The 20,684-nt window shown below is 67.1% G+C and carries 14 protein-coding genes; 7 read left to right on the forward strand and 7 right to left on the reverse strand.

All coding sequences use genetic code 11. The annotated features are described in order from the left end of the window. Positions 1–39: 39 nt before the first annotated feature. Both J5837_RS16565 and J5837_RS08275 read right to left on the reverse strand, forming a co-directional pair. Positions 40–2,004 carry an acyltransferase family protein gene (locus J5837_RS16565; protein WP_210536306.1) on the reverse strand — a complete coding sequence of 655 codons (1,965 nt, stop codon included), beginning with the start codon at positions 2,002–2,004 and terminating at the stop codon, positions 40–42. A gap of 237 nt (positions 2,005–2,241) precedes the next feature. Continuing rightward, positions 2,242–3,282: a proline iminopeptidase-family hydrolase gene (locus tag J5837_RS08275; protein WP_210536307.1), complete on the reverse strand. Its 1,041-nt coding sequence runs from the start codon at positions 3,280–3,282 to the stop codon at positions 2,242–2,244. 101 nt (positions 3,283–3,383) lie between these two features. On the opposite strand from J5837_RS08275, the gene gloA2 reads away from it, so the two are divergent. Beyond that, positions 3,384–3,770, forward strand: coding sequence for an SMU1112c/YaeR family gloxylase I-like metalloprotein (gene gloA2 / locus J5837_RS08280; RefSeq protein WP_210536308.1), 387 nt, complete (start codon positions 3,384–3,386; stop codon positions 3,768–3,770). Positions 3,771–3,875: 105 nt separating this feature from the next. Here gloA2 and cysK read toward each other — a convergent pair whose 3' ends face one another. Then, positions 3,876–4,835: a cysteine synthase A gene (gene cysK / locus J5837_RS08285; protein WP_210536309.1), complete on the reverse strand. Its 960-nt coding sequence runs from the start codon at positions 4,833–4,835 to the stop codon at positions 3,876–3,878. Between the two features lie 19 nt (positions 4,836–4,854). Next, on the reverse strand, positions 4,855–6,300 hold the full coding sequence (gene cysG, locus J5837_RS08290) for a siroheme synthase CysG (protein WP_342345520.1): 1,446 nt from the start codon (positions 6,298–6,300) through the stop codon (positions 4,855–4,857). 173 nt (positions 6,301–6,473) lie between these two features. Here cysG and J5837_RS08295 point away from each other — a divergent pair, with 173 nt between their 5' ends. Both J5837_RS08295 and J5837_RS08300 read left to right on the forward strand, forming a co-directional pair. After that, a complete protein-coding gene (locus J5837_RS08295) occupies positions 6,474–7,457 on the forward strand; it encodes a LysR family transcriptional regulator (protein WP_210536311.1) in 984 nt (327 codons plus the stop codon). A 129-nt stretch (positions 7,458–7,586) separates the two neighbouring features. Next, the gene (locus J5837_RS08300) at positions 7,587–8,318 is read left to right on the forward strand and encodes a DUF2242 domain-containing protein (RefSeq protein WP_244755844.1); all 732 of its coding nucleotides are present in this window, start codon (positions 7,587–7,589) and stop codon (positions 8,316–8,318) included. Between the two features lie 180 nt (positions 8,319–8,498). Here the strand turns inward: J5837_RS08300 and J5837_RS08305 are convergent, their stop codons facing one another. Genes J5837_RS08305 through J5837_RS08315 form a run of 3 tightly spaced genes read right to left on the reverse strand, consistent with a single transcriptional unit; the run spans position 8,499 to position 12,768 of the window. Beyond that, positions 8,499–9,212, reverse strand: a complete 714-nt coding sequence (locus tag J5837_RS08305) for a phosphoadenylyl-sulfate reductase (protein WP_210536312.1) — start codon at positions 9,210–9,212, stop codon at positions 8,499–8,501. Then, entirely contained in the window at positions 9,209–10,912 is a 1,704-nt protein-coding gene (gene cysI / locus J5837_RS08310; RefSeq protein WP_210536313.1) for an assimilatory sulfite reductase (NADPH) hemoprotein subunit, read from the reverse strand. Before cysI ends, J5837_RS08305 begins: the two co-directional genes overlap by 4 nt. Beyond that, on the reverse strand, positions 10,912–12,768 hold the full coding sequence (locus tag J5837_RS08315) for an assimilatory sulfite reductase (NADPH) flavoprotein subunit (RefSeq protein WP_210536314.1): 1,857 nt from the start codon (positions 12,766–12,768) through the stop codon (positions 10,912–10,914). The genes cysI and J5837_RS08315 overlap by 1 nt, the downstream gene beginning before the upstream one ends. Before the next feature lie 219 nt (positions 12,769–12,987). Between J5837_RS08315 and cysD the strand changes: the two genes are divergently transcribed. The 4 genes from cysD to J5837_RS08335 all read left to right on the forward strand — a co-directional run bounded on the left by cysD (position 12,988) and on the right by J5837_RS08335 (position 20,487). Beyond that, positions 12,988–13,899, forward strand: coding sequence for a sulfate adenylyltransferase subunit CysD (gene cysD, locus J5837_RS08320; RefSeq protein ID WP_210536315.1), 912 nt, complete (start codon positions 12,988–12,990; stop codon positions 13,897–13,899). A 367-nt stretch (positions 13,900–14,266) separates the two neighbouring features. After that, on the forward strand, positions 14,267–16,138 hold the full coding sequence (gene cysN, locus J5837_RS08325) for a sulfate adenylyltransferase subunit CysN (RefSeq protein WP_210536316.1): 1,872 nt from the start codon (positions 14,267–14,269) through the stop codon (positions 16,136–16,138). A 161-nt stretch (positions 16,139–16,299) separates the two neighbouring features. After that, positions 16,300–17,358 (forward strand): efflux RND transporter periplasmic adaptor subunit, encoded by a 1,059-nt coding sequence (locus tag J5837_RS08330; RefSeq protein WP_210536317.1) that lies wholly within the window; start codon positions 16,300–16,302, stop codon positions 17,356–17,358. Between the two features lie 3 nt (positions 17,359–17,361). Beyond that, on the forward strand, positions 17,362–20,487 hold the full coding sequence (locus tag J5837_RS08335; RefSeq protein ID WP_210536318.1) for an efflux RND transporter permease subunit: 3,126 nt from the start codon (positions 17,362–17,364) through the stop codon (positions 20,485–20,487). Positions 20,488–20,684 lie beyond the last annotated feature (197 nt).

A 20,684-nucleotide genomic window follows, 5' to 3' on the forward strand; every position in this document is an offset into this window, starting at 1 on the left:
TTTCTTTTCTGGAAACGGAATCGGCAACCGGATGCGATGTCAATTACGAACAGGACTACCGTCTGGCCCGGGAGGCTGGGCGAGCTCGACGATCTCCCGATACTTGGCCGTGCGCAGGAATCCATCCGCACTCGCCTTTGCCCCATGGATGCTGATGTGCCCGCTGTCCAGCGAGAAGGGGATCCCCCCGGCATCCAGACCGGACATCCTGCCGTCGACCGTGAACAGGTCCGATCGGTCGATGTAGACGGCGTTGGGCCATTTCGCGGCGGCGCTGCGCATGGTCTCGTTGGCCTTGCGGGCGGCGTCATCGCGATGGCTGCCGATCGTCGACATCGAGAACGGCCGGTCGAACATGATGCTCTTCTTGTAGGCCGACAGCGGGCTGAGGTCGTACAGCTTCGGACTGGGCATGACGATCACCGGTTTGCCGGTCGCCGCGATTTCGTTCAGGGCATCGATGACGTCCTGCAAATGCCCTTGCTCGGCGATTTGCGTCCAGTGACCCGCGAGCACCACGAAATCGTAGGTGTCGAGGTGGTCTTTCACGTATTTCCGGTTGTACAGGCACTGCCGGTAGGCCGGGCTACCCGTGGGGCCGGTAAAGCCGTCCGAGAAGCCGGGGTAGCACCAATTGGTGGTGATGGCGTTCAACCTGAGCCGCGCATGCGAGCCCACCACACCCCAGAATGGCTCGTACTGGCCTGCGAAAGAATCGCCGAACAGCACGCCGGAAGCCGTAGGCTCGCCGCTTGTGTCTCCGAGCCAGCACTTGGTCCCTTCTGGCCCGATCCGCAGGCTGCCGATCGTGTCCACGCTGTAGAAGCACCAGCCGTTGTTGATGGCCGCGAGCTTGAATTCCCGGGCATGCTCGATCTTCTGCAGGCGTTGCGGAAACCCGCCACGCATATGCCCATACAGCCCCAGCAGGGCGAAGCCCGCGATGCCCACGAAGGAAAGCGCGAAGATGCGCTTCCGGTCGACCCGCGATTTGTCCCGGAACGGGTTTTCGACGAAACGCCAGCTCAAGTAGGCCAATGCCAGGGACAGCGCGGCCAGGCCGGCGTATTCGAGTTGGGTCGGCGGCCTGATCAGCCTATGCCGGGCGAAGGCGAAGATCGGCTGGTGCCACAGGTAGGCGCTGTAGCTGATCAGGCCGATCCCGACCAGCATCTTGTTCGACAGCAGGCGGTGCGCCAGCGTGCCAGGTTGCGCGGACATGATGATCAGCACGCTGCCCAGCACCGGGAGCAGGGTGTATGCGCTGGGGAAGGGCGTCTTCTCGGTGAAGAAGAAGATCGAAGCCATGACCATGCCCAATCCGGCCAGGCTGAGGGCCTGATGGGTCGATGGCGCGAGGTCGATCTTGGATTTGAAGGTCAGTACGGCGAGGATGCCGCCGGCCAGCAGTTCCCAGGCCCGCGTATGCAACAGGTAGAAGGTCGCGGCCGGGTAGCGGTCGACCAGCACGACCGCGGCCGCGAAACTGGCCACGACCATGACCGTGAATACCGGAACGATCATCCGCCGTGCGTAGCGCCACGCCAGCCACATGATCAGCGGGATCGCCAGGTAATACTGTTCCTCGACGCCGAGGCTCCACGTATGCAGCAGGGGCCACAGTTCCGCGTTGGCCGCGAAGTAGTCGGTCTTGATCCAGAACAGGATGTTCGACGAAAAGAACGACACCGCCACCAGGCTCTGCGAGAAATCCTTGAGCTCTTCTTCGTCCAGCCACATCCAGGCGAACGGCAGGCAGACCAGCAGGACCACGAACAGCGCCGGCAGGATTCGCCTGGCGCGGCGCTCGTAGAAGTTGATGATGCTGAACCTGCCCGATTCCAGGTCGCCGAGGAGCAGGGTGGTGATCAGGTAGCCACTGATCACGAAGAAGACGTCGACGCCGACGTAGCCGCCGCTGAAGAACGAAAAGCCCGCGTGGAAGAGGATCACGGGCAGTACGGCGACCGCCCTCAATCCGTCGATGTGCGCGCGGTACTTCACTGGCGACCCTGGTCACGGCATAACGGCCGCCAAGTATGGTTCGGCATTCCTGAAAGAACGCCGACGTCGCGATCATGCCGCGCACCGTTCGCGCGCAATCCGTGATCTAACGCGAAAAAGGCGTGAAAACGAGATTATTTTCGTGAAGACCGGGTGATTGGAAGTGAAGACGAAGTGATCGGTCGACGCGGGCGCGTGGCAGGATACTTGCTTCGACGAGCCGGGCGAATCGCTGCGTCAGTGCCTTGCTTCCGCACCAGCCGTTGCGTGCAGGAAATCGATCAACCCGCGCATGTAAGTGGCCTGGTCGTCGTACATCGCCATGTGGCTGCCCGTGGGGCAATACAGATAGCGGCCTTGCGGCAGGCGCTTGCTCATCGCTTCCATGAAGGCCGGATCCATGGTGTCGTAACGCGCGCCGATGACCAGCGTCGGCACCGGGATCTTCGCCAGGTCGTTGGTGCGATCCCAATTCTCGAGGATGCCGCTGGCGCCCAGTTCGCTCGGGCCCTGCATCGGCACGTACACCTTCTTGTTGAGCTTGGCGAAGGCGCGGTTGACCGGATCCGGCCATTGCGCGGCGGGCATGCGCAGGATGTGCGCTTCGTAATGCGGCATCAGCAGCTGCATGTAGCGCGGATCGTCGAACTGCTTCGCCGCTTCCATGCTCTTGATCTCGGCCAGCGCGGCCGGATCCATCTGCGGCTCGAGCGTCTCGCGGGCGTAGCGGTTGTACGCGGGGATGCTCGACATCATGTTCGAGATGATCAGCCCCTTTAGGTGCTGCGGATATTTCAGCGCGTACTCCATCGCGAGGATGCCGCCCCACGAGTGTCCCAGCAGGTAGAAATTGTCTTGATCCAGCTTCAGGGCCTTGCGTACCTGTTCGACTTCCTCGACGAAGCGGTCGGTATCGAGCAGACGCGGATCGTCGGGCTGGTCGCTGTAGGCGGAACCGAGTTGGTCGTAGTAGTAGTACTCGACGCCCGCCGCGGGCAGCCAGCTGTCGAAGGCTTCGAAGTACTCGTGGGTGGCGCCGGGGCCGCCGTGCAGCAACAGCAACTTGATCTTCGGGTTGTTGCCGACACGCTTGGTCCAGACCTTGAAGTCGCCGGCCGGCGTGTGGATCGGGATCAGTTTCGCGCCGCCGGACAGCACGTCGTCGCGGCCGCTGTTGTCGAGATAGGCGTTGGGCGTGGCCGGTTCCGCGGCACGTGCGACGAAGCCAGGCATGGCGAGCAGGACGGCGAGCAGGAAAGCCGGAATGCGGGACGACATGGCGCGTTCTCCCTCGTGGGTCCGGCGAGCCTAGGACGCCGGGCCGGCTATGGCAACAACGCGGTGCACGGAGCGTTGCGGCCGACCGGTAGAATCCGTGCATGGACATCGCCGGCATCCACCACGTCGCCATCATCGCTTCCGACTACACGCGCTCGAAGCGCTTCTACGCCGAAGTACTGGGCCTGCAGATCGTCGCCGAGGCCTATCGCGCAGCGCGCGACTCATGGAAGCTCGACCTGCGGGTGGATGCGAACACGCAGATCGAACTGTTCTCCTTCCCCGATCCGCCCGCACGCGTGTCGCGGCCTGAAGCCTGCGGCCTGCGTCATCTGGCCTTCCGCGTGGTCGACCTGGATGCCTCGGTGAAGCACTTGTCCGGCCATGGCGTCGAATGCGAACCGATCCGGGTCGACGAATATACCGGCCGGCGCTTCACCTTCTTCGCCGATCCGGATGGCTTGCCGCTGGAGTTGTATGAAACGTGATTGTGGGAGCGACGTAAGTCGCGATTGCTTTTGACTTTATTCCGGACCAAAAGGCATTGCGACTTACCGACCACGGCATGCCGTAGTCACTCCCACACCGATCAGTCAGCCCAGTGACGCCAGCCACTCGTCGTCGGAACCCTCGTTGACGCCTTCGAACAGCGGCGTGGAGAAATAGCGCTCGCCGGTGTCGGGCAGCACGGCGAGGATCACCGAGCCTTCGCTGGCCTGTTCCGCCACCTGCAGGGCCGCGTGCACCGTGGCGCCGGCGGAGATGCCGACGAAGATGCCTTCCTCAGCGGCCAGGCGGCGCGAGGTGGCGATGGCGTCCGCATCGGCGATCGACAGGATCTGGTCGGCGACGTCGCGGTTCAGGACTTCGGGCACGAAGTCCGGGGTCCAGCCCTGGATCTTGTGCGGCGACCATTCCTTGCCTTGCAACAATGGCGCGGCCGCGGGCTCGGCGGCGGTGATCTTCACTTCCGGACGGGCCACGCGCAGCACGTCGCCGACGCCGGTCAGGGTGCCGCCGGTGCCCCAGCCGCTGACGAAATGGTCGAGGCGCTGGCCGGCGAAATCGCGCAGGATTTCTGCGGCCGTGGTCTGGCGGTGGTAGGCCGGATTGGCCGGGTTGGCGAACTGGCGGGCGAGGAACCAGCCATGCTTCGCCGCCAGTTCCTCGGCCTTGCGCACCATGCCGCTGCCGCGCTCGGCGGCCGGGGTCAGGATCACCTTGGCACCGTAGGCTCTCATCAGCTTACGGCGTTCGATCGAGAAGCTTTCCGCCATCGTCGCCACGAATTTGTAGCCGCGCGCGGCGGCGACCATCGCCAGGGCGACGCCGGTATTGCCGGAAGTCGCTTCGACGATGGTGTCGCCGGGCTTCAGCAGGCCCTTGGCTTCGGCATCGAGCACGATGGCCAGGGCGAGGCGATCCTTGACCGAACCGCCGGGGTTGAACGATTCCACCTTCGCGTACAGCTGCACATGCCTGGGCGCGACGCGATGGAGCCTGACCACCGGGGTGCGGCCGATGGTGTCGAGGATGCTGTCGTGGATGGCCATGGGTTCTCTCCTGTAAGGATCAGGCGGCGCGGGCAAGCGTAGCCGCGGGCATGTTGTCGGGATGTGGCAGCCGCAGCGGCGGCGTGCCGAACCAGTGCAGCGTGTCGGCCAGCGCAGCGACTTCGCCGACGATCAGCAGCGCGGGCGATTGCGCCGCGTGATGCCGTGCGGTTTCGGCCAGTGCGTCCAGGGTGCCGGCGATGACGCGTTGCCCTGCGCGCGAACCGTTTTCGACGATGGCGAACGGCGTGTGCGCGGGCAGACCCGCGGCGACCAGTTTGTCGCGCAGCGTTTCCAGCGCGGCCACGCCCATGTAGATGGCCAGGGTCTGCCGCGGCTGCGCCAGCGCGGCCCAGTCCAAGGTGTCCAGCGAATCCTTGCAATGCGCGGTGACCAGGCGCAGCGATTGCGCATGGTCGCGATGGGTCAACGGAATGCCGGCGTAGGCCGCGCAGGCGACGGCGGCGGTGATGCCGGGCACGACTTCGAAGGGAATGCCGTGGCGCTGCAGGAACTGCAGTTCCTCGCCGCCGCGACCGAACACGAACGGGTCGCCGCCTTTCAGCCGCACCACGCGCTGGCCCGCGCGGGCGTGCCGCAGCATCAGCGCGTGGATGTCGTCCTGCGCGGTGCTGTGCCGGCCGGATGACTTGCCGACTTCGATGCGCGCGGCGTCGCGTCGCGCGAGCTGCAACACGTCGTCGCTGACCAGGCGGTCGTGCAGGATCACGTCGGCCTCGTTCAACGCGCGCAGGGCGTGCAGTGTGAGCAGGCCCGGATCGCCGGGACCGGCGCCGACCAGCACGACCGAACCGGATTCGACCTGTGTCGCACCGTCCAGCGCGCCGTCGAGCCAGGCCCCGGCTTCGCCATCGCGATGCTGGCGCAGCAGACGCGGTAACGGGCCGGCGAGGATCCGTTCGAAGAAGCGGCGACGTTCGCCCAGTTTCGGGAAGCGGGCGCGAATGCGTTGGCGGCGATCCGCGAACAGAGTCGCCAGCGCGCCCCAGGTTTCGTCGAGCCAGGTTTCCAGCTGCCGGCGCAGGTGGCGGGCCAGCATCGGCGCACCGCCGCCACTGGAGATGGCGACCTGCACCGCGCCGCGGCGCACGACCGCGGGGACCTGGAAGCTGGAGAGTTCGACGTCGTCCACCACATTGGTCAACAAACGCCGCGCCGTCGCCGCCTCGGCCACGGCGCGGTTGACCGCCGGGTCGTCGGTGGCGGCTATGACCAACCAGGCATCGTCGAGCCACTCGGCCCGGAAGGCGCCTGCGCGCCAGCGCAGGCGGCCCTGTTCCAGCCACTCGTGCAGGCGGGCGGTCAAGTCAGGGGCGCCGACCACCGGGTGGGCGCCTGAAAGGAGCAGGGCTTCCACCTTGCGCTCGGCCACCGTGCCGCCGCCGACCACCAGCACCGGACGGTCGCGAAGGTCGGCGAACAGGGGAAACAGGGTGGCACTCACGGGCGGCGATCCGGGTTGGGAAGGCCAACCTAATGCCCGGTTATAAGCCTTGGGAAATAACGACCCGCTTCCCACATATGACTTCCGGTTATGGGCGAGGCGCGCAGGAAGGGGACCAAATCCACTACATTCGCGCTTATCACCTTTGTTCATGACCGGTCCGGCCCGCGCCGATGACGCTGACCCAGCTCCGCTACCTGATCGCCATCGCCGACGCCGACCTGAACATCACCCTGGCGGCGACGCGCGTGCATGCGACCCAGCCCGGCCTGTCCAAGCAGCTCAAGCAGCTGGAGGACGAACTGGGCTTCCTGCTGTTCGTGCGCAAGGGCCGCAGCCTGGAGACGGTGACCCCGGCCGGCGCCGTGGTCATCGAGCGCGCCCGCGCGGTGCTGGCCGAAGCCAACAACATCCGCACTTATGCGGCCAACCAGCGCCGCGAGAGCCAGGGCCAGCTGATCCTCGCCACCACCCATACCCAGGCGCGCTTCGTGCTGCCGCCGGCCATCGCCCGGATCAAGCAGGCCTATCCGCAGGTCAGCGTGCACCTGCAGCAGGCCGCCGAAAGCGCCGCGCTGGACCTGCTGGGCGAAGGCGATGCCGACATCGCCGTGATCAGTACCGCCGGCGACACGCCGCAGGCCGGCATCGCGGTACCGCTGTATCGCTGGCGGCGCCTGGTGGTGGTGCAACGCGAACATCCATTGGCGCAAACCGGCCAGCCGCCGCGCATGGCCGAACTCGCCCAGCAGCCGCTGATCAGCTACGAATCGTCGACGCGACCGGGTTCTTCGCTGCAGCGCGCCTTCGCCCGCGTCGGGCTGGAACCGAACATCGCCCTGACCGCGCTCGATGCCGACCTGATCAAGACCTACGTGCGCGCCGGGCTCGGCGTGGGCCTGCTGGCGGAAATGGCCATCGGCGCAGGCGATGCCGACCTGCGCGCCTGGCCGGCGCCGGCGGAAGTGGACGAATGCATCGCCTGGGCGGTGTTGCCGCGCGAGCGCGTGCTGCGCGACTACGCGCTGGAACTGGTGCAGGCCTTGGCCCCGCAGATCGATCGCCGCGACCTGCGCCGCGTGCTGGATGGCAACCAGGAAGCGAGCTGGCCGGTGCCGCCGACCTGGGAATCGCTGACCCAGACGATCACCTCGTAGGCGATGCGCGCGGATGAATGCGCGCGACCAATCCGAAACCACTCGGTTTCGCGCGAACCGTGGTACCACGCGCTGAAAGCGCTTCCAAACGCGGGTTATCATGCGGCGGTCACGACCTTCCGCCAGCCCATGCCCCGCTTCCCGTTTCGCAATTGCCTGCCCGCGTCCGTTGCGCTCGCCGCCGCATTGTCGCTGACCGGTTGCTTCGGCCTTTCCCTGTCGAAGAAGGGCGAGATGCTGGCCAAGGAGACCTTCGACGCCGACGGCACCTTCTCGCGCACGTTCGAACACGCGCCGGCGCAGGTATGCGAAGCCGCGCGCCGCGCCCTGCTCAGCCAGGGCTACGTGGTGGCCAAGGCGACGCCGGACGCGATCGAAGCCGGCAAGAACTTCCAGCCCGAATCGGAAGTGCACGAGCAGCTGCAACTGCGCGTGTCCTGCGTGGTGCTGGCATCGGGCCAGTCGTGGATATCGGCCAGCGCCAACCAGGAGCGCTACAACCTGAGCAAGCGCAACACTTCGGCCAGCGTCGGCGTCGGCGGACTGGGTTCGTTGTCGGTGCCGATCGGCAGCACCGACGACTCGCTGGTGCGGGTCGGCAGCATGACCGTGCAGGATCCGGAGTTCTACCGCTCTTTCTTCAAGCTGGTCGAACGTTACCTGCCGGCGGTGATCACCCTGGATACGGAAGCCGAGGCCAAGGCCAAGGCGGAAAAGGAAGCCGAAGAAGCCGCCGCGGCCAAGGCACGACAGGAAGCGGCGGCCGCCGCCGCGGAAACCCAGCCGTGGCAGTCGTTCGCGCCGGTGGTGTGGCCGAGCGCGCCGATGCCCGCGGCGAACACGGAAACCAAGACGCCCTGATCGGTGGGAGCGGCTTCAGCCGCGATACCTTTGGTTGCGTAGATTCGAGCTTGCTCGACGGCTTCTCGTTCGACGTCATGTTTTGTAGAGCCGAGCATGCTCGGTTCGACGTTTCCGCAGCAAAGGCAGTCGAGCAAGCTCGACTCTACGAAAGCATCGCGGCTGTAACCGCTCCTGCAGTCACACCGCTTCGTGGATGCCGCACTCGCGTTTCAGGCCGAAGAAGCGCGTGTCCTCCTCGCGCATGCCCGGTTGCCAGCGCGTGGTGGTGTGGAAGTCGCCGATCGACACGTAGCCTTCGTCCCACAGCGGGTGGTAGGGCAGGCCGTGCTTCTTCAGGTATACCCACACGTCGCGGTCGCTCCAGTCGGCCAGCGGGTTGACCTTCAGGCGGCCGTTGCGCAGTTCGACGAAGGCGGTTTCGCGCCGGCTTTCCGACTGGCTGCGGCGCAGGCCGGTGAACCAGGTGCGCACGTCGAGTTCCTCCAGCGCACGGCGCAGCGGTTCGACCTTGCGCAGGTGGTTGTAGCGTTCGATGCCTTCCAGTCCCTGTTCCCACAGCTTGCCGTGGCGCGCTTCCATCCACGCGCGGCTGACCAGCGGGCGGTAGACGCGCAGGTTGAGCCGCAGGCGTTCGACCAGCTCGTCGGCGAAGCGGTAGGTTTCCGCGAACAGGTAGCCGGTGTCGACCAGGATCACCGGGATGTCCGGTTGCTGCGACGACAGCAGGTGCAACGCCACCGCCGACTGCGCGCCGAAGCTCGACGACAGCGCGTGGTTCGCCTGGCCGTTGGCCAGCGCCCATTCGACGCGCTTTTCCGCGCTCAGGCCTTGCAGCTGCGTATTGATGTCGTGCAGGTCGGCGGGTTCGAAGGTGGAGGGCAGCGCGCTCATTGCAGTTCCAGGGAAATTTGCCGGTGCGTCGGGTAGGGCGGCAGGGCGACGATGCCGGCGCGGTGCAGGAAGTCGCCGAAGCCCTCGCCGTGTTCGCGTTCGCCGGCGTAGCGCGCGAACAACGGGTCCAGCGCATCGAGGATTTCGGTTTCGACGATGTTCTCGCGGTGCAGCGTGTTCACCCGCTGGCCGCGATGGTCGGCGCCGAGGAACAGGTTGTAGCGGCCCGGCGCCTTGCCGACCAGGGCGATTTCGCCGAGGTACGGCCGCGAGCACCCGTTCGGGCAACCGCTGATGCGCAGCAGGATCGGTGCGTCGCGCAGGCCGTGCTTGTCCAGCAGCGGGGTCAGTTTCGCGGTGAAGTCGGGCAGGTAACGCTCGGCCTCGGCCATCGCCAGCGCGCAGGTCGGCAGGGCGACGCAGGCCACGGCGTCGCGTTGCAGCGCGGTCTGCGCGCGGCTGCCGTCGTCCAGCCCGTGGCTGCGCACCAGCGCTTCGATACGCTCGCGCTCGCTGGCGGGTACGCCGGCGACCACCAGGTTCTGGTTCGCGGTCAGGCGGAATTCCCCGCGATGCACGTTGGCGATCTCGCGCAAGCCGCTCAGGTGCGGCGCGCCCGGGCGGTCGGCGAGGCGGCCGGCTTCGATGCGCAGGGTCAGGTGCCAGCGGCCGTCCTCGCCTTCGACCCAGCCGTAGCGGTCGCCGTTCGTGTCGAAGCGCCAGGGGCGGGGCGGTTCCAGCTTGAAGCCGGCGCGTTCCTCCATCTGCGCGACGATGAAATCCAGGCCGCGGTCGTCGATGGTGTACTTGAAGCGCGCGTGCTTGCGTTCGACCCGGTCGCCGAAGTCGCGCTGCACGGTCAGCGCGGCGCTCGCTATGGCGATCGCACGATCCGGGGTCACGAAGCCGATCACGTTGGCCACGCGCGGGTAGGTCGCCGCATCGCCGTGGCTGGCGCCCATGCCGCCGCCGATGGTCACGTTGAAGCCGGCCAGTCCGCCGGCTTCGTCGACGATGGCGATCAGGCCGAAGTCGTTGGCGAACACATCCACATCGTTGGTCGGCGGCACCGCCACGGCCATCTTGAACTTGCGCGGCAGGTAGATCTGGCCGTAGACCGGGTCTTCTTCCTCGCCGCTGTCGGCCAGCTTTTCCTGATCGAGCCAGATTTCGTAATAGGCGCGGGTCTTCGGCAGGAAGGCTTCGGACAGGCGCCGGGCCCATTCGTGCACTTCGGCGTGCAGGCGCGACTGCAGCGGGTTGCTCGACGCGAGCACGTTGCGGTTGACGTCGCCGCAGGCGGAGATGGTGTCCAGGAGGCTGGCGTTGATCGCCTGCATGGTCGTCTTCAGCTCGCGCTTGACCACGCCATGGAACTGGAACGTCTGCCGGGTGGTAATGCGCAGTGAATGGTTGGCGTAGGTGGTGGCGATGGCGTCCAGCTTCAGCCACTGCTGCGGGGTGAACACGCCGCCCGGCGCGCGCACGCGGATCATGAACTGGTGCGCCGGTTCCAGCTTCTGCCGGCGGCGCTCGTCGCGCAGGTCGCGGTCGTCCTGCTGGTAGCTGCCATGGAACTTGATGGTGCGCTGGTCGTCGAACGACAGCGATCCGGTGGTCGCGTCGCGCAGCCCCTCGACGATGCCGCCGCGCAGACCGCGGCTGTTGCGTTTGATGTCTTCTACGGAGGGATGGCTCATCAGTAAATGTCGCGCGCGTAGCGCCCCTCGGTCTGCAACTTGGTCAGGTATTCGCTCGCGGCGTCGCGATCCAGCGCACCGTGCTCGGAAGCGATGTCGAGCAGGGCGGCATGCACGTCCTTGCCCATGGCGATGGCGCCGCAGACGTAGAAATGCGCGCCGTTCTGCAGCCAGTCCCAGACTTCGCGGCCGTTTTCCCGCAGACGCTGCTGCACATAGACCTTTTCGGCCTGGTCGCGGGAGAACGCCACGTCGAGCCGATGCAGTTCGCCGTTGCGCAACGCATCCTGCCATTCGGTCTGGTACAGGAAGCCGGTGTCGAAATGGCGCGCGCCGAACAGCAGCCAGTTGCGCCCGCCCGCGCCGGTTTCGGCGCGCTCCTGCACGAAGCCGCGGAACGGGGCGACGCCGGTGCCGGGGCCGACCATCAGGATGTCGCGCGACGCGTCGGCGGGCACGCGGAAGCGCTCGTTGGCTTCGACGTAGACCGGCGCGTGCGCGCCTTCGTCCAGCGCGGCGAGGAAGCCGCTGCCGCTGCCGAGGTGGGCATGGCCATGGGCCTGGTAGTCCAGCACGTCGACGGTGAGATGCGCTTCCTCGCCGACGCGCTTGCGGCTGGAAGCGATCGAATACAGGCGCGGCGCCAGCGGACGCAGGGCAGCGACCAGTTCCGCCGCTTCCCATGGCGCCGGCCAGCGGCGCAACACATCGACCAGCTGGTGGTCGCCGAGCAGGGCGGCGAACTCGGCGTTGCGGGCAGGCGCAAGCAGATCGTTCAGCGCTTCGGCACGGCCCAGGGCGGCGTGGCTGGCGAGGAACGGCCGCGACAGCTTGGTCAGCTCGCGCTTGCCGGCCAGCCACTCGCGCAACGGCAGGGTTTCTTCGGCCTGGGTCACCGCTTCGTCGCCGTCCAGGCGCAAGGCCTGCAATACCGCATCGACCAGCGGCGCCGGATTGCGCTGGCGCACGCCCAGCGCATCGCCGGGTTCGTAATGCAGGCCGCTGCCGGCCAGCGACAGTTCGATGTGGCGCACGTCCTTGTCGAACGGGCCGTACTGGCGGAACGGCGCATTGCGGAAGGCGCGCCCGCTGATGCGCTGGTTCAGCAGCACTTCGGCGCTGAAGGGGCGTTCGGGCGTCCATGCCACCGGAGGCGGAGACACGGCACCGTGCGGACGCAACGGTGTCACCGTGGCCAGCGGCACGGCCGGCGCTTTCAGCAGTTCGCGCGCATGGGTCAGCGCCTGCGCGCGCCACGGCGCGGCGATGCTGTCGATGTCGAGGTCGGCTTCGCCCAGCGCGAACAGGCGTTGCGCGCCCAGTTCGGCCAGGCGCGCATCCAGGCGGCGGCCGATGCCGCAGAAGTCGGCGTACGACGAATCGCCCAGGCCGAGTACGGCGAACTTCAGTTCGGGCAGCTTGGGCGCGCGCTTGCCGGCGATGAATTCGACCAGGCCGATGGCGTCGTCCGGCGGATCGCCTTCGCCCTGCGTGCTGATGACGATGTACAGCAGGCGTTCGCCGGCCAGTTCGCGTTGCGGGTAGGCGTCGGCACGCAACAGGCGCACGCCGAGGCCGGCGGCCTCCAGTTCCTGCGCCAGCTTTTCGGCGGCGCGCTTGGCGTTGCCGGTCTGGCTGCCGTAGACCACGGTGGCGCGCTGGGTCGCCGCGGCGAGCGGCGCGTGGCCCTGCAGCAGCGATAGTTGCGGGCCGGCATGGCCCTGGGCGAGGCCGGCGGCATAGCCGGAAAGCCACCACAGCGAAGGCGCATCGAGCCCATCGACGACCCGGGCCAGCAGCGCCTTGCGCTCATCGGGCAAGGGGCTGGGAGCGGGAACGGGTTGGGCGGAGCTCATCGGACGCGCCTGCTCTGGACGAGCGTTGATCGGTGGGAATCCGATGTTAGGCAGCGGTTATCCGGCGCTGAAACGACTTGTGGTTATCGGCTTATCACCGGCGTTCATTTGGGCCGGAATGAGCGCCACGGAATACTGCGCGGCCCTTCCCGCGGCCGCAATCCGCGGTCGCTGTTAATCTTCAGGCCCTGCCGCCGCCCGTTCCCGCCGAACCGCCCGATGCCCGCCGTCCCCGACCTGTCCCACCTCGATCGCCTGGAAGCCGAGAGCATCCACATCCTGCGCGAGGTCGCGGCGAGCTTCCGCAACCCGGTGATGCTGTATTCGGTCGGCAAGGACAGTTCGGTGCTGCTGCACCTGCTGCTGAAGGCGTTCGCGCCGGGCAGGCCGCCGATCCCGCTGCTGCACGTGGACACGCGCTGGAAGTTCCGCGAGATGATCGCGTTCCGCGACCGCCGCGCGGCGGAGACCGGCATCGACCTGCGCGTGCACATCAACCCAGACGGCGTCGCCCGCGGCATCGGCCCGATCAGCCATGGCGCCAGCGTGCATACCGACGTGATGAAGACCCAGGGCCTGAAGCAGGCGCTGGACCAATGGCAGTTCGACGCGGCCATCGGCGGCGCGCGCCGCGACGAGGAGAAGTCGCGGGCCAAGGAACGGGTGTTCTCGTTCCGCAGCGCCCAGCACCGCTGGGACCCGAAGCAGCAGCGCCCCGAGCTGTGGGACGTGTACAACACCCGCATCCACGCCGGCGAAAGCGTGCGCGTGTTCCCGCTGTCGAACTGGACCGAGCTCGACGTGTGGCTGTACATCTACCGCGAGAACATCCCGGTGGTGCCGCTGTACTTCGCCGCCGAACGCCCGGTGGTGGAACGCGACGGCGCGCTGATCCTGGTCGACGACGAACGCCTGCCGTTGCGCGAAGGCGAAACGCCGCAGCTGAAGCAGGTGCGCTTCCGCACCCTGGGCTGCTATCCGCTGACCGGGGCTATCGAATCCGACGCCGACACGCTGGAGAAGATCATCGCCGAGATGCTGGTGGCCACGTCGTCGGAACGGCAGGGACGGGTGATCGACCACGATCCGGCGGCGTCGATGGAGAAGAAGAAGCGCGAGGGGTATTTCTGATGTCCCGGTCCGGTGCTTCTGCTTCCGCCTCCTCCCTTGCGCGCGTAGCGCGCAGGGGAGGATTGAGGATGGGTGCTTTTGATTTTTTCTACCTCTGGGAAGGCAACGCTTTCGCGCCTGTCGGCGCGAGTCACTTTTCTTTGCTTGTGCAAAGAAAAGTAACCAAAAGAAAGCACACCCGAGCGGCGCGCCCTCCGCGCTACGCGCTCCGGGTTCGCAGTCCAGGCGGGAATTTCCGGACGGCACATCCGTGTGCCTTCCGAAAACGCCGCGCATCCTGCGCGGCGCCCTGCGGGTTTTACCCGCCCGGCCTGCCGCGCCTCACGGGGCCCGGAAAGCGCAAAAGCAACAGCGACGAGCAACAGCCATGACTGTTCAAACCGACATCGCCGCCTACCTGAAACAACACGAAGCCAAGCCGCTGCTGCGCTTCATCACCTGCGGCAGCGTCGACGACGGCAAGAGCACGCTGATCGGGCGCCTGCTTTACGACAGCAAGCGCCTGTTCGACGACCAGCTGGCCGCGTTGACGTCCGACAGCCGCCGCCATGGCACCCAGGGCGAGCGCATCGATTACGCGCTGCTGCTGGACGGGCTGGAGGCCGAGCGCGAGCAGGGCATCACCATCGACGTGGCCTACCGCTACTTCGACACGGACAAGCGCAAGTTCATCGTCGCCGATTGCCCCGGCCACGAGCAGTACACCCGCAACATGGCCACCGGCGCGTCCACCGCCGACCTCGCCGTGGTGCTGGTCGACGCGCGCAAGGGTTTGCTGGCGCAGACCCGCCGGCACAGCTACATCGTTTCGCTGTTCGGCATCCGCAACGTGGTGCTGGCGGTGAACAAGATGGACCTGGTCGGCTATTCGCAGGAAGCCTTCGGGGCCATCGCGGACGCCTATCGCGAGCTCGCCGCGCAGCTCGGCATCGCCAACGTGCAGTGCATCCCGCTGTCGGCGCTGGAAGGCGACAACCTGACCGCAGGTTCGCCGAACACGCCGTGGTACACGGGTCCCGCCTTGCTGGAACATCTGGAAAACGTCGAAGCCGGCGCGGCAGCCGCGGAATCCGGCCTGCGCCTGCCGGTGCAATGGGTGAACCGGCCGAACCAGGATTTCCGCGGCTTCGCCGGCACCATCGCCGCCGGCAGCGTGAAGCCGGGCGACGCCGTCGTCGCGCTGCCTTCGGCGCGGCGTTCGACCGTCGCGCGCGTGCTGGGTCCCGACGGCGACGTGGCGATCGCAGGCGCGGGGCAAGCGGTGACGCTGACCCTGGCCGACGAAATCGACATCAGCCGCGGCGACGTGATCGCCGCCGCTGGCGATCCGCCGGAAGTCGCAGACCAGTTCGCCGCGCACCTGCTGTGGATGGGCGATGCCGCGCTGCTGCCGGGCCGCCCCTACTGGCTGAAGATCGGCGCGCGCACCGTCGCCGCCTCGGTCAGCGATATCAAGCACCGCATCGACGTCAACACGCAGGAGCACCTCGCGGCCAAGCGCCTGGAACTGAACGAGGTCGGTTACTGCAACCTCAGCCTCGATGAACCGATCGCCTTCGAGGCCTACGCGAAGAACCGCGCGCTGGGCGGTTTCATCCTGATCGACCGGCAGAGCAACGCGACCGTCGCCGCCGGCACGCTCGACTTCGCCCTGCGCCGCGCCGGCAACGTGCACTGGCAGCACCTCGACGTGGACAAGGCGGCGCGCGCGCGGATCAAGGGTCAGCAGCCGAAGGTGCTGTGGTTCACCGGCCTGTCCGGCGCCGGCAAGTCGACCATCGCCAACCTGGTCGACAAGCGCCTGCATGCGCAGGGCTACCACAGCTTCATCCTGGACGGCGACAACGTGCGCCATGGACTCAATCGCGACCTCGGCTTCACCGACGAGGATCGCGTCGAGAACATCCGTCGCGTCGCCGAGGTCGCGAAGCTGATGACCGACGCGGGCCTGATCGTGCTGGTCAGCTTCATCTCGCCGTTCCGCGCCGAACGGCGCATGGCGCGCGAGCGTTTCGGCGAAGGCGAATTCATCGAGGTATTCGTCGACGTGCCGCTGGAAGTGGCCGAAGCGCGCGACGTCAAGGGCCTGTACCGCAAGGCCCGCGCCGGACAGATTCCCAATTTCACCGGCATCGATTCGCCGTACGAAGCGCCGGAGAATCCGGAGCTGCACCTGCGCGCGGGCGAGGAAAGCGCCGAGGCGATGGCGTTGCGGGTACTCGAGAAGCTCGGCCTGTAGAGTTCGAATCGCGGCATCACGGGTCCGGAATTGGCCTATAGGCCATTGGTCATGGACGAAATTCGCGTCCCGCGGTCAACCGCGGGGCATCGCGGGCCGTTAAACTTCGGACCATGCGTAACCTTCATTTCCCACATGCGCGCACAAGTCGGCTGAATGGCTTGCGTTTCCTCGCCATCGCGGCGCTCGCCACGGCATTGCTCGCATGCAAGAAGGGCGACGACGCGCCCAAGGGCCAGCCGCCCGCCACGGTGACCACGCAGGTGGTGCAGCCGGTGCGCTGGAGCGACGAACTGGCCGCGCTGGGCACGGCCAACGCGCGCGAATCGGTGACCGTCACCGCCAGCGTCAGCCAGACCGTCGCCTCGGTGGAATTCGACAGCGGCCAGTTCGTGCGCAAGGGCCAGCCACTGGTGACCCTGGTGCAGGGCCAGCAGGCCGCCGGCGTCGCCGAAGCGCAGGCCGCGCTGCGCAACGCCGAGCAGTTGTACGAACGCAACCGCAAGCTGGCCGACCAGCAACTGATTTCGCGCGCCGACCTGGAAACGCAACGCACCTCGCTGGAAGCCGCGCGCGCCCGTGTCGCCACCCAGCGCGCCACCGTGGCCGACCGGGTCATCCGCGCGCCGTTCGACGGTGTGCTCGGCCTGCGCCTGGTCAGCGCCGGTTCGCTGGTCACGCCGGGCACCGCGATCACCACGCTCGACGACGTTTCCCAGATCAAACTCGACTTCACCGTGCCGGAAGCCTCGCTGGGCCAGCTCGCCAATGGCCAGCGCATCGCCGCGCGCAGCGATGCGTGGCCGGGGCAGGTGTTCGAAGGCGAGATCGCGACCATCGATTCGCGCATCGACCCGGTCAGCCGCGCGGTCAAGGTGCGCGCGCTGGTGCCCAATCCCGATGGCAAGCTGCGTCCGGGCATGTTGCTGGACGTCGGCGTGGAACGCGCGGCGCGCGACGCGCTGGCCATTCCCGAACTGGCCCTGCAGCAGTCCGGAGCCGAGGCCAGCGTGTACCTGGTCGAAGGCGACAAGGTCAGGCAGGTGCCGGTGAAGATCGGCGAACGCCATCCGGGCCAGGTCGAGATCGTGTCCGGCCTGAAGCCCGGCGACCGCATCGTGGTCGAGGGCACGGTCAAGCTGCGCGACGGTTCCAGGATCAAGGATGTCGGCGCGAAGCCGGCTGCGGCCGCCGGGGCGAAGCCCGCCGCGGAGCGCTGAGCGATGCTCCTTTCGGATGTTTCGATCAAGCGGCCCGTCTTCGCGACGGTGATGTCGCTGATCCTGATCGTGCTGGGCGTGGTGTCGTTCACCCGCCTGCCGCTGCGCGAGTTGCCCGACGTCGACCCGCCGGTGGTGTCGGTCAACACCAGCTATACCGGCGCGTCCGCGGCGGTGGTCGAGAGCCGCATCACCCAGGTACTGGAAGACGCGATCAGCGGCATCGAAGGCGTCGACGTGATCACCGCGACCAGCCGCAACGGCCGCAGCGACATCAACATCGAGTTCACCCTGACCCGCGACATCGAAGGCGCGGCCAACGATGTGCGCGACGCGATCAGCCGCGTGTCCAATCGCCTGCCCGAGGACGTGGATCCGCCGCAGGTGGCCAAGCAGGACAGCGACTCTTCGCCGATCATGTTCCTCAACCTCAGCATGCCCGGCATGAACGCCGAGCAGCTGACCGACTACGCCGACCGCTACCTGGTCGACCAGTTCTCGTCGATCGACGGCGTGTCGCAGGTGTTCATCGGCGGCAGCCAGCGCTACGCGATGCGGGTGTGGCTGGACGCGAACGCGCTGGCCGCGCGCGGCCTGACCGCCGACGACATCGGCACCGCGCTGCGCCGCGAGAACATCGAACTGCCCGGCGGCAGCATCGAATCGAAGGATCGCGAGTTCGCCCTGCGGGTGATGCGCGGCTACCAGACCCCGGAGAGCTTCCGCGGCCTGGTGGTGGGCAAGGGCAGCGACGGCCACGTCGTCACCCTGGGCGAAGTGGCGAAGGTCGAGCTGGCCTCGGAAGACCGCCGTTCCTACTACCACGGCAACGGCGTGCCGCAGATCGGCCTGGCCATCGTCGCCACTTCCACCGCCAACTCGCTGGAAGTCGCGCGCAACGTGCGCGCGACGGCCGACCGGGTGGTGCCGAGCCTGCCCAAGGGCATGCAGATTTCCATTCCCTACGACACCACGGTGTTCACCTCGGCGGCGGTCGACGAGGTCTACAAGACCCTGGCCGAAGCCATCGGCCTGGTGTTGCTGGTGGTGTTCGTGTTCCTCGGCAGCGTGCGCGCCGCGCTGATCCCGGCGGTGACCGTGCCGGTGTGCATCACCGCGGCGTTCATGGCGCTGTATGCCTGCGGTTTCTCGATCAACCAGCTGACCCTGCTGTCGCTGGTGCTGTCGATCGGCCTGGTGGTCGACGATGCGATCGTGGTGCTGGAGAACTGCCAGCGCCGCGCCGACCTCGGCGAGCCGCCGCTGCTGGCGGCGCAGCGCGGCGCCAAACAGGTGGCGTTCGCGGTGATCGCGACCACCGTGGTGCTGATCGCGGTATTCCTGCCGATCGCGCTGATGGAAGGCAACACCGGCCGCCTGTTCCGCGAACTGGCGGTCGCGGTGGCCGGCGCGGTGGCGATCTCGGGCTTCGTCGCGCTGACCCTGACGCCGATGATGTGCTCGATCCTGTTGCGTCCGCATACGCACCGCAAGGGCTTCAACAACTGGGTCAACGAACGCCTCGACTCGCTGACCGGCTGGTACCGCGGCATGGTCGGCAAGGTGGTCGGCCGCGGCTGGTTGCTGGCCGGCGCGATCCTGGCGACCTTCGTGGTCAGCGGCGTGCTGTTCAAGCTGGTGCCGTCGGAACTGGCGCCGGCCGAGGACCGCGGCGACTTCAACGTATCGGTCACCGGACCCGAGGGCGCGAGCTACGACTACATGGTCGGGCAGATGGCCGAAATCGAGAAGCGCCTGCTGACCATGACCGGCGGCGAGCAGCCGATCTCGCGCGTGATCATCCGCGTGCCCGGCGGCTTCGGCGGCCAGAGCACCGGCTTCAACACCGGCCGCGCGACGGTGTTCCTCAAGCGCTGGGAAGAACGCGACGTCACCACCCAGGACGTGATGGAGAAGGTGCGCAAGACCCTGGCCGACCTCCCCGGCGTACGCATCACCTCCGACGTGCGCCAGGGCCTGGTGCGCGGCGGCGGTCGCCCGGTGCAGCTGGTGCTGCGCGGTCCGACCTACGAAACCCTGGCGCAATGGCGCGACCGCATGCTGCGTCGCATGGACGACAACCCGCGCCTGCTCAACGTCGATTCCGACTACAAGGAAACCCTGCCGCAGATCCGCGTCGAGATCGACAAGGCCCGCGCCGCCGACCTCGGCGTGCCGGTGCAGGCCATCGGCAGCACGCTGCAGACCATGCTGGGTTCGCTGCGCGCCGGCACCTACGAAAAGGATGGCGAGGAGTACTACGTGATGATGCAGGCGCCGCTGGAGCGCCGGCGCAGCCTCACCGACATTTCCGGCCTGTACGTGCGTTCCACCACCACCAACCAGCTGATCCCGTTGTCGAACCTGGTCAAGCTGACCGAATACGCCGAAGCCGGCACGTTGAGCCGTTTCAACCGGATGCGCGCGATCACGCTGAGCGCAGGCTTGGCGCCTGGCTACACCGTGGGCGAAGCGCTGGGATACCTGCGCGGCCTGGCCGCCGAGGAATTGCCGCCCGAAGCGCAGCTCGACTACAAGGGCGAATCGCGCGAGTTCACCAAGTCAAGCGGCGCGGTGTTCTTCACCTTCGGCATGGCCCTGCTGGTGGTGTTCCTGGTGCTGGCCGCACAATTCGAGAGCTTCCTGCACCCGCTGGTGATCATGCTGACCGTCCCGCTGGCGATGCTGGGCGCGCTGATCGGCCTGTCGGTGTGGGGCACCAGCCTGAACCTGTACAGCCAGATCGGCATCGTCATGCTGGTCGGCCTGGCGGCGAAGAACGGCATCCTGATCGTCGAGTTCGCCAACCAGCTGCGCGACGAGGGCCGCAACGTGCGCGACGCCATCGTCGAAGCGTCGTCGGTGCGCCTGCGCCCGATCCTGATGACCTCGGTGGCGATGATCTGCGGCGCGATCCCGCTGATGCTGTCCAGCGGCGCCGGCGCGGCCAGCCGTTCCAGCATCGGCGTGGTGGTGGTGTTCGGCGTGGCCTTCTCCACGCTGCTATCGCTGTTCGTGGTGCCGGCGTTCTACTCGCTGCTGGCGCCGTACACCAAGTCGCCGGAAGCGGTCGCGCACAAGCTGGCCGAGCTGGATGCGGAAGTGCCGCCGGTCGGGGGACATGGCTGAGCGCAAACCGCGCGGCGAGTTTTCGTCTGGATCCATGTGCGCGGATGACATCCCGACTGCACGACCTGCGCGTGCTAGGCACGTAGAACTATCGACAGCGAACCTGCTTAAAGCTCTTGGCCTTTGCTTTAGCTCCTTCCCCCTTGATGGGGGAAGGCTGGGATGGGGGTGATCCCGGCCGACCAGTTTCCGCATCC

It is taken from the genome of Pseudoxanthomonas helianthi (assembly GCF_017939625.1).
Taxonomy (GTDB): Bacteria; Pseudomonadota; Gammaproteobacteria; order Xanthomonadales; family Xanthomonadaceae; genus Pseudoxanthomonas_A; species Pseudoxanthomonas_A helianthi.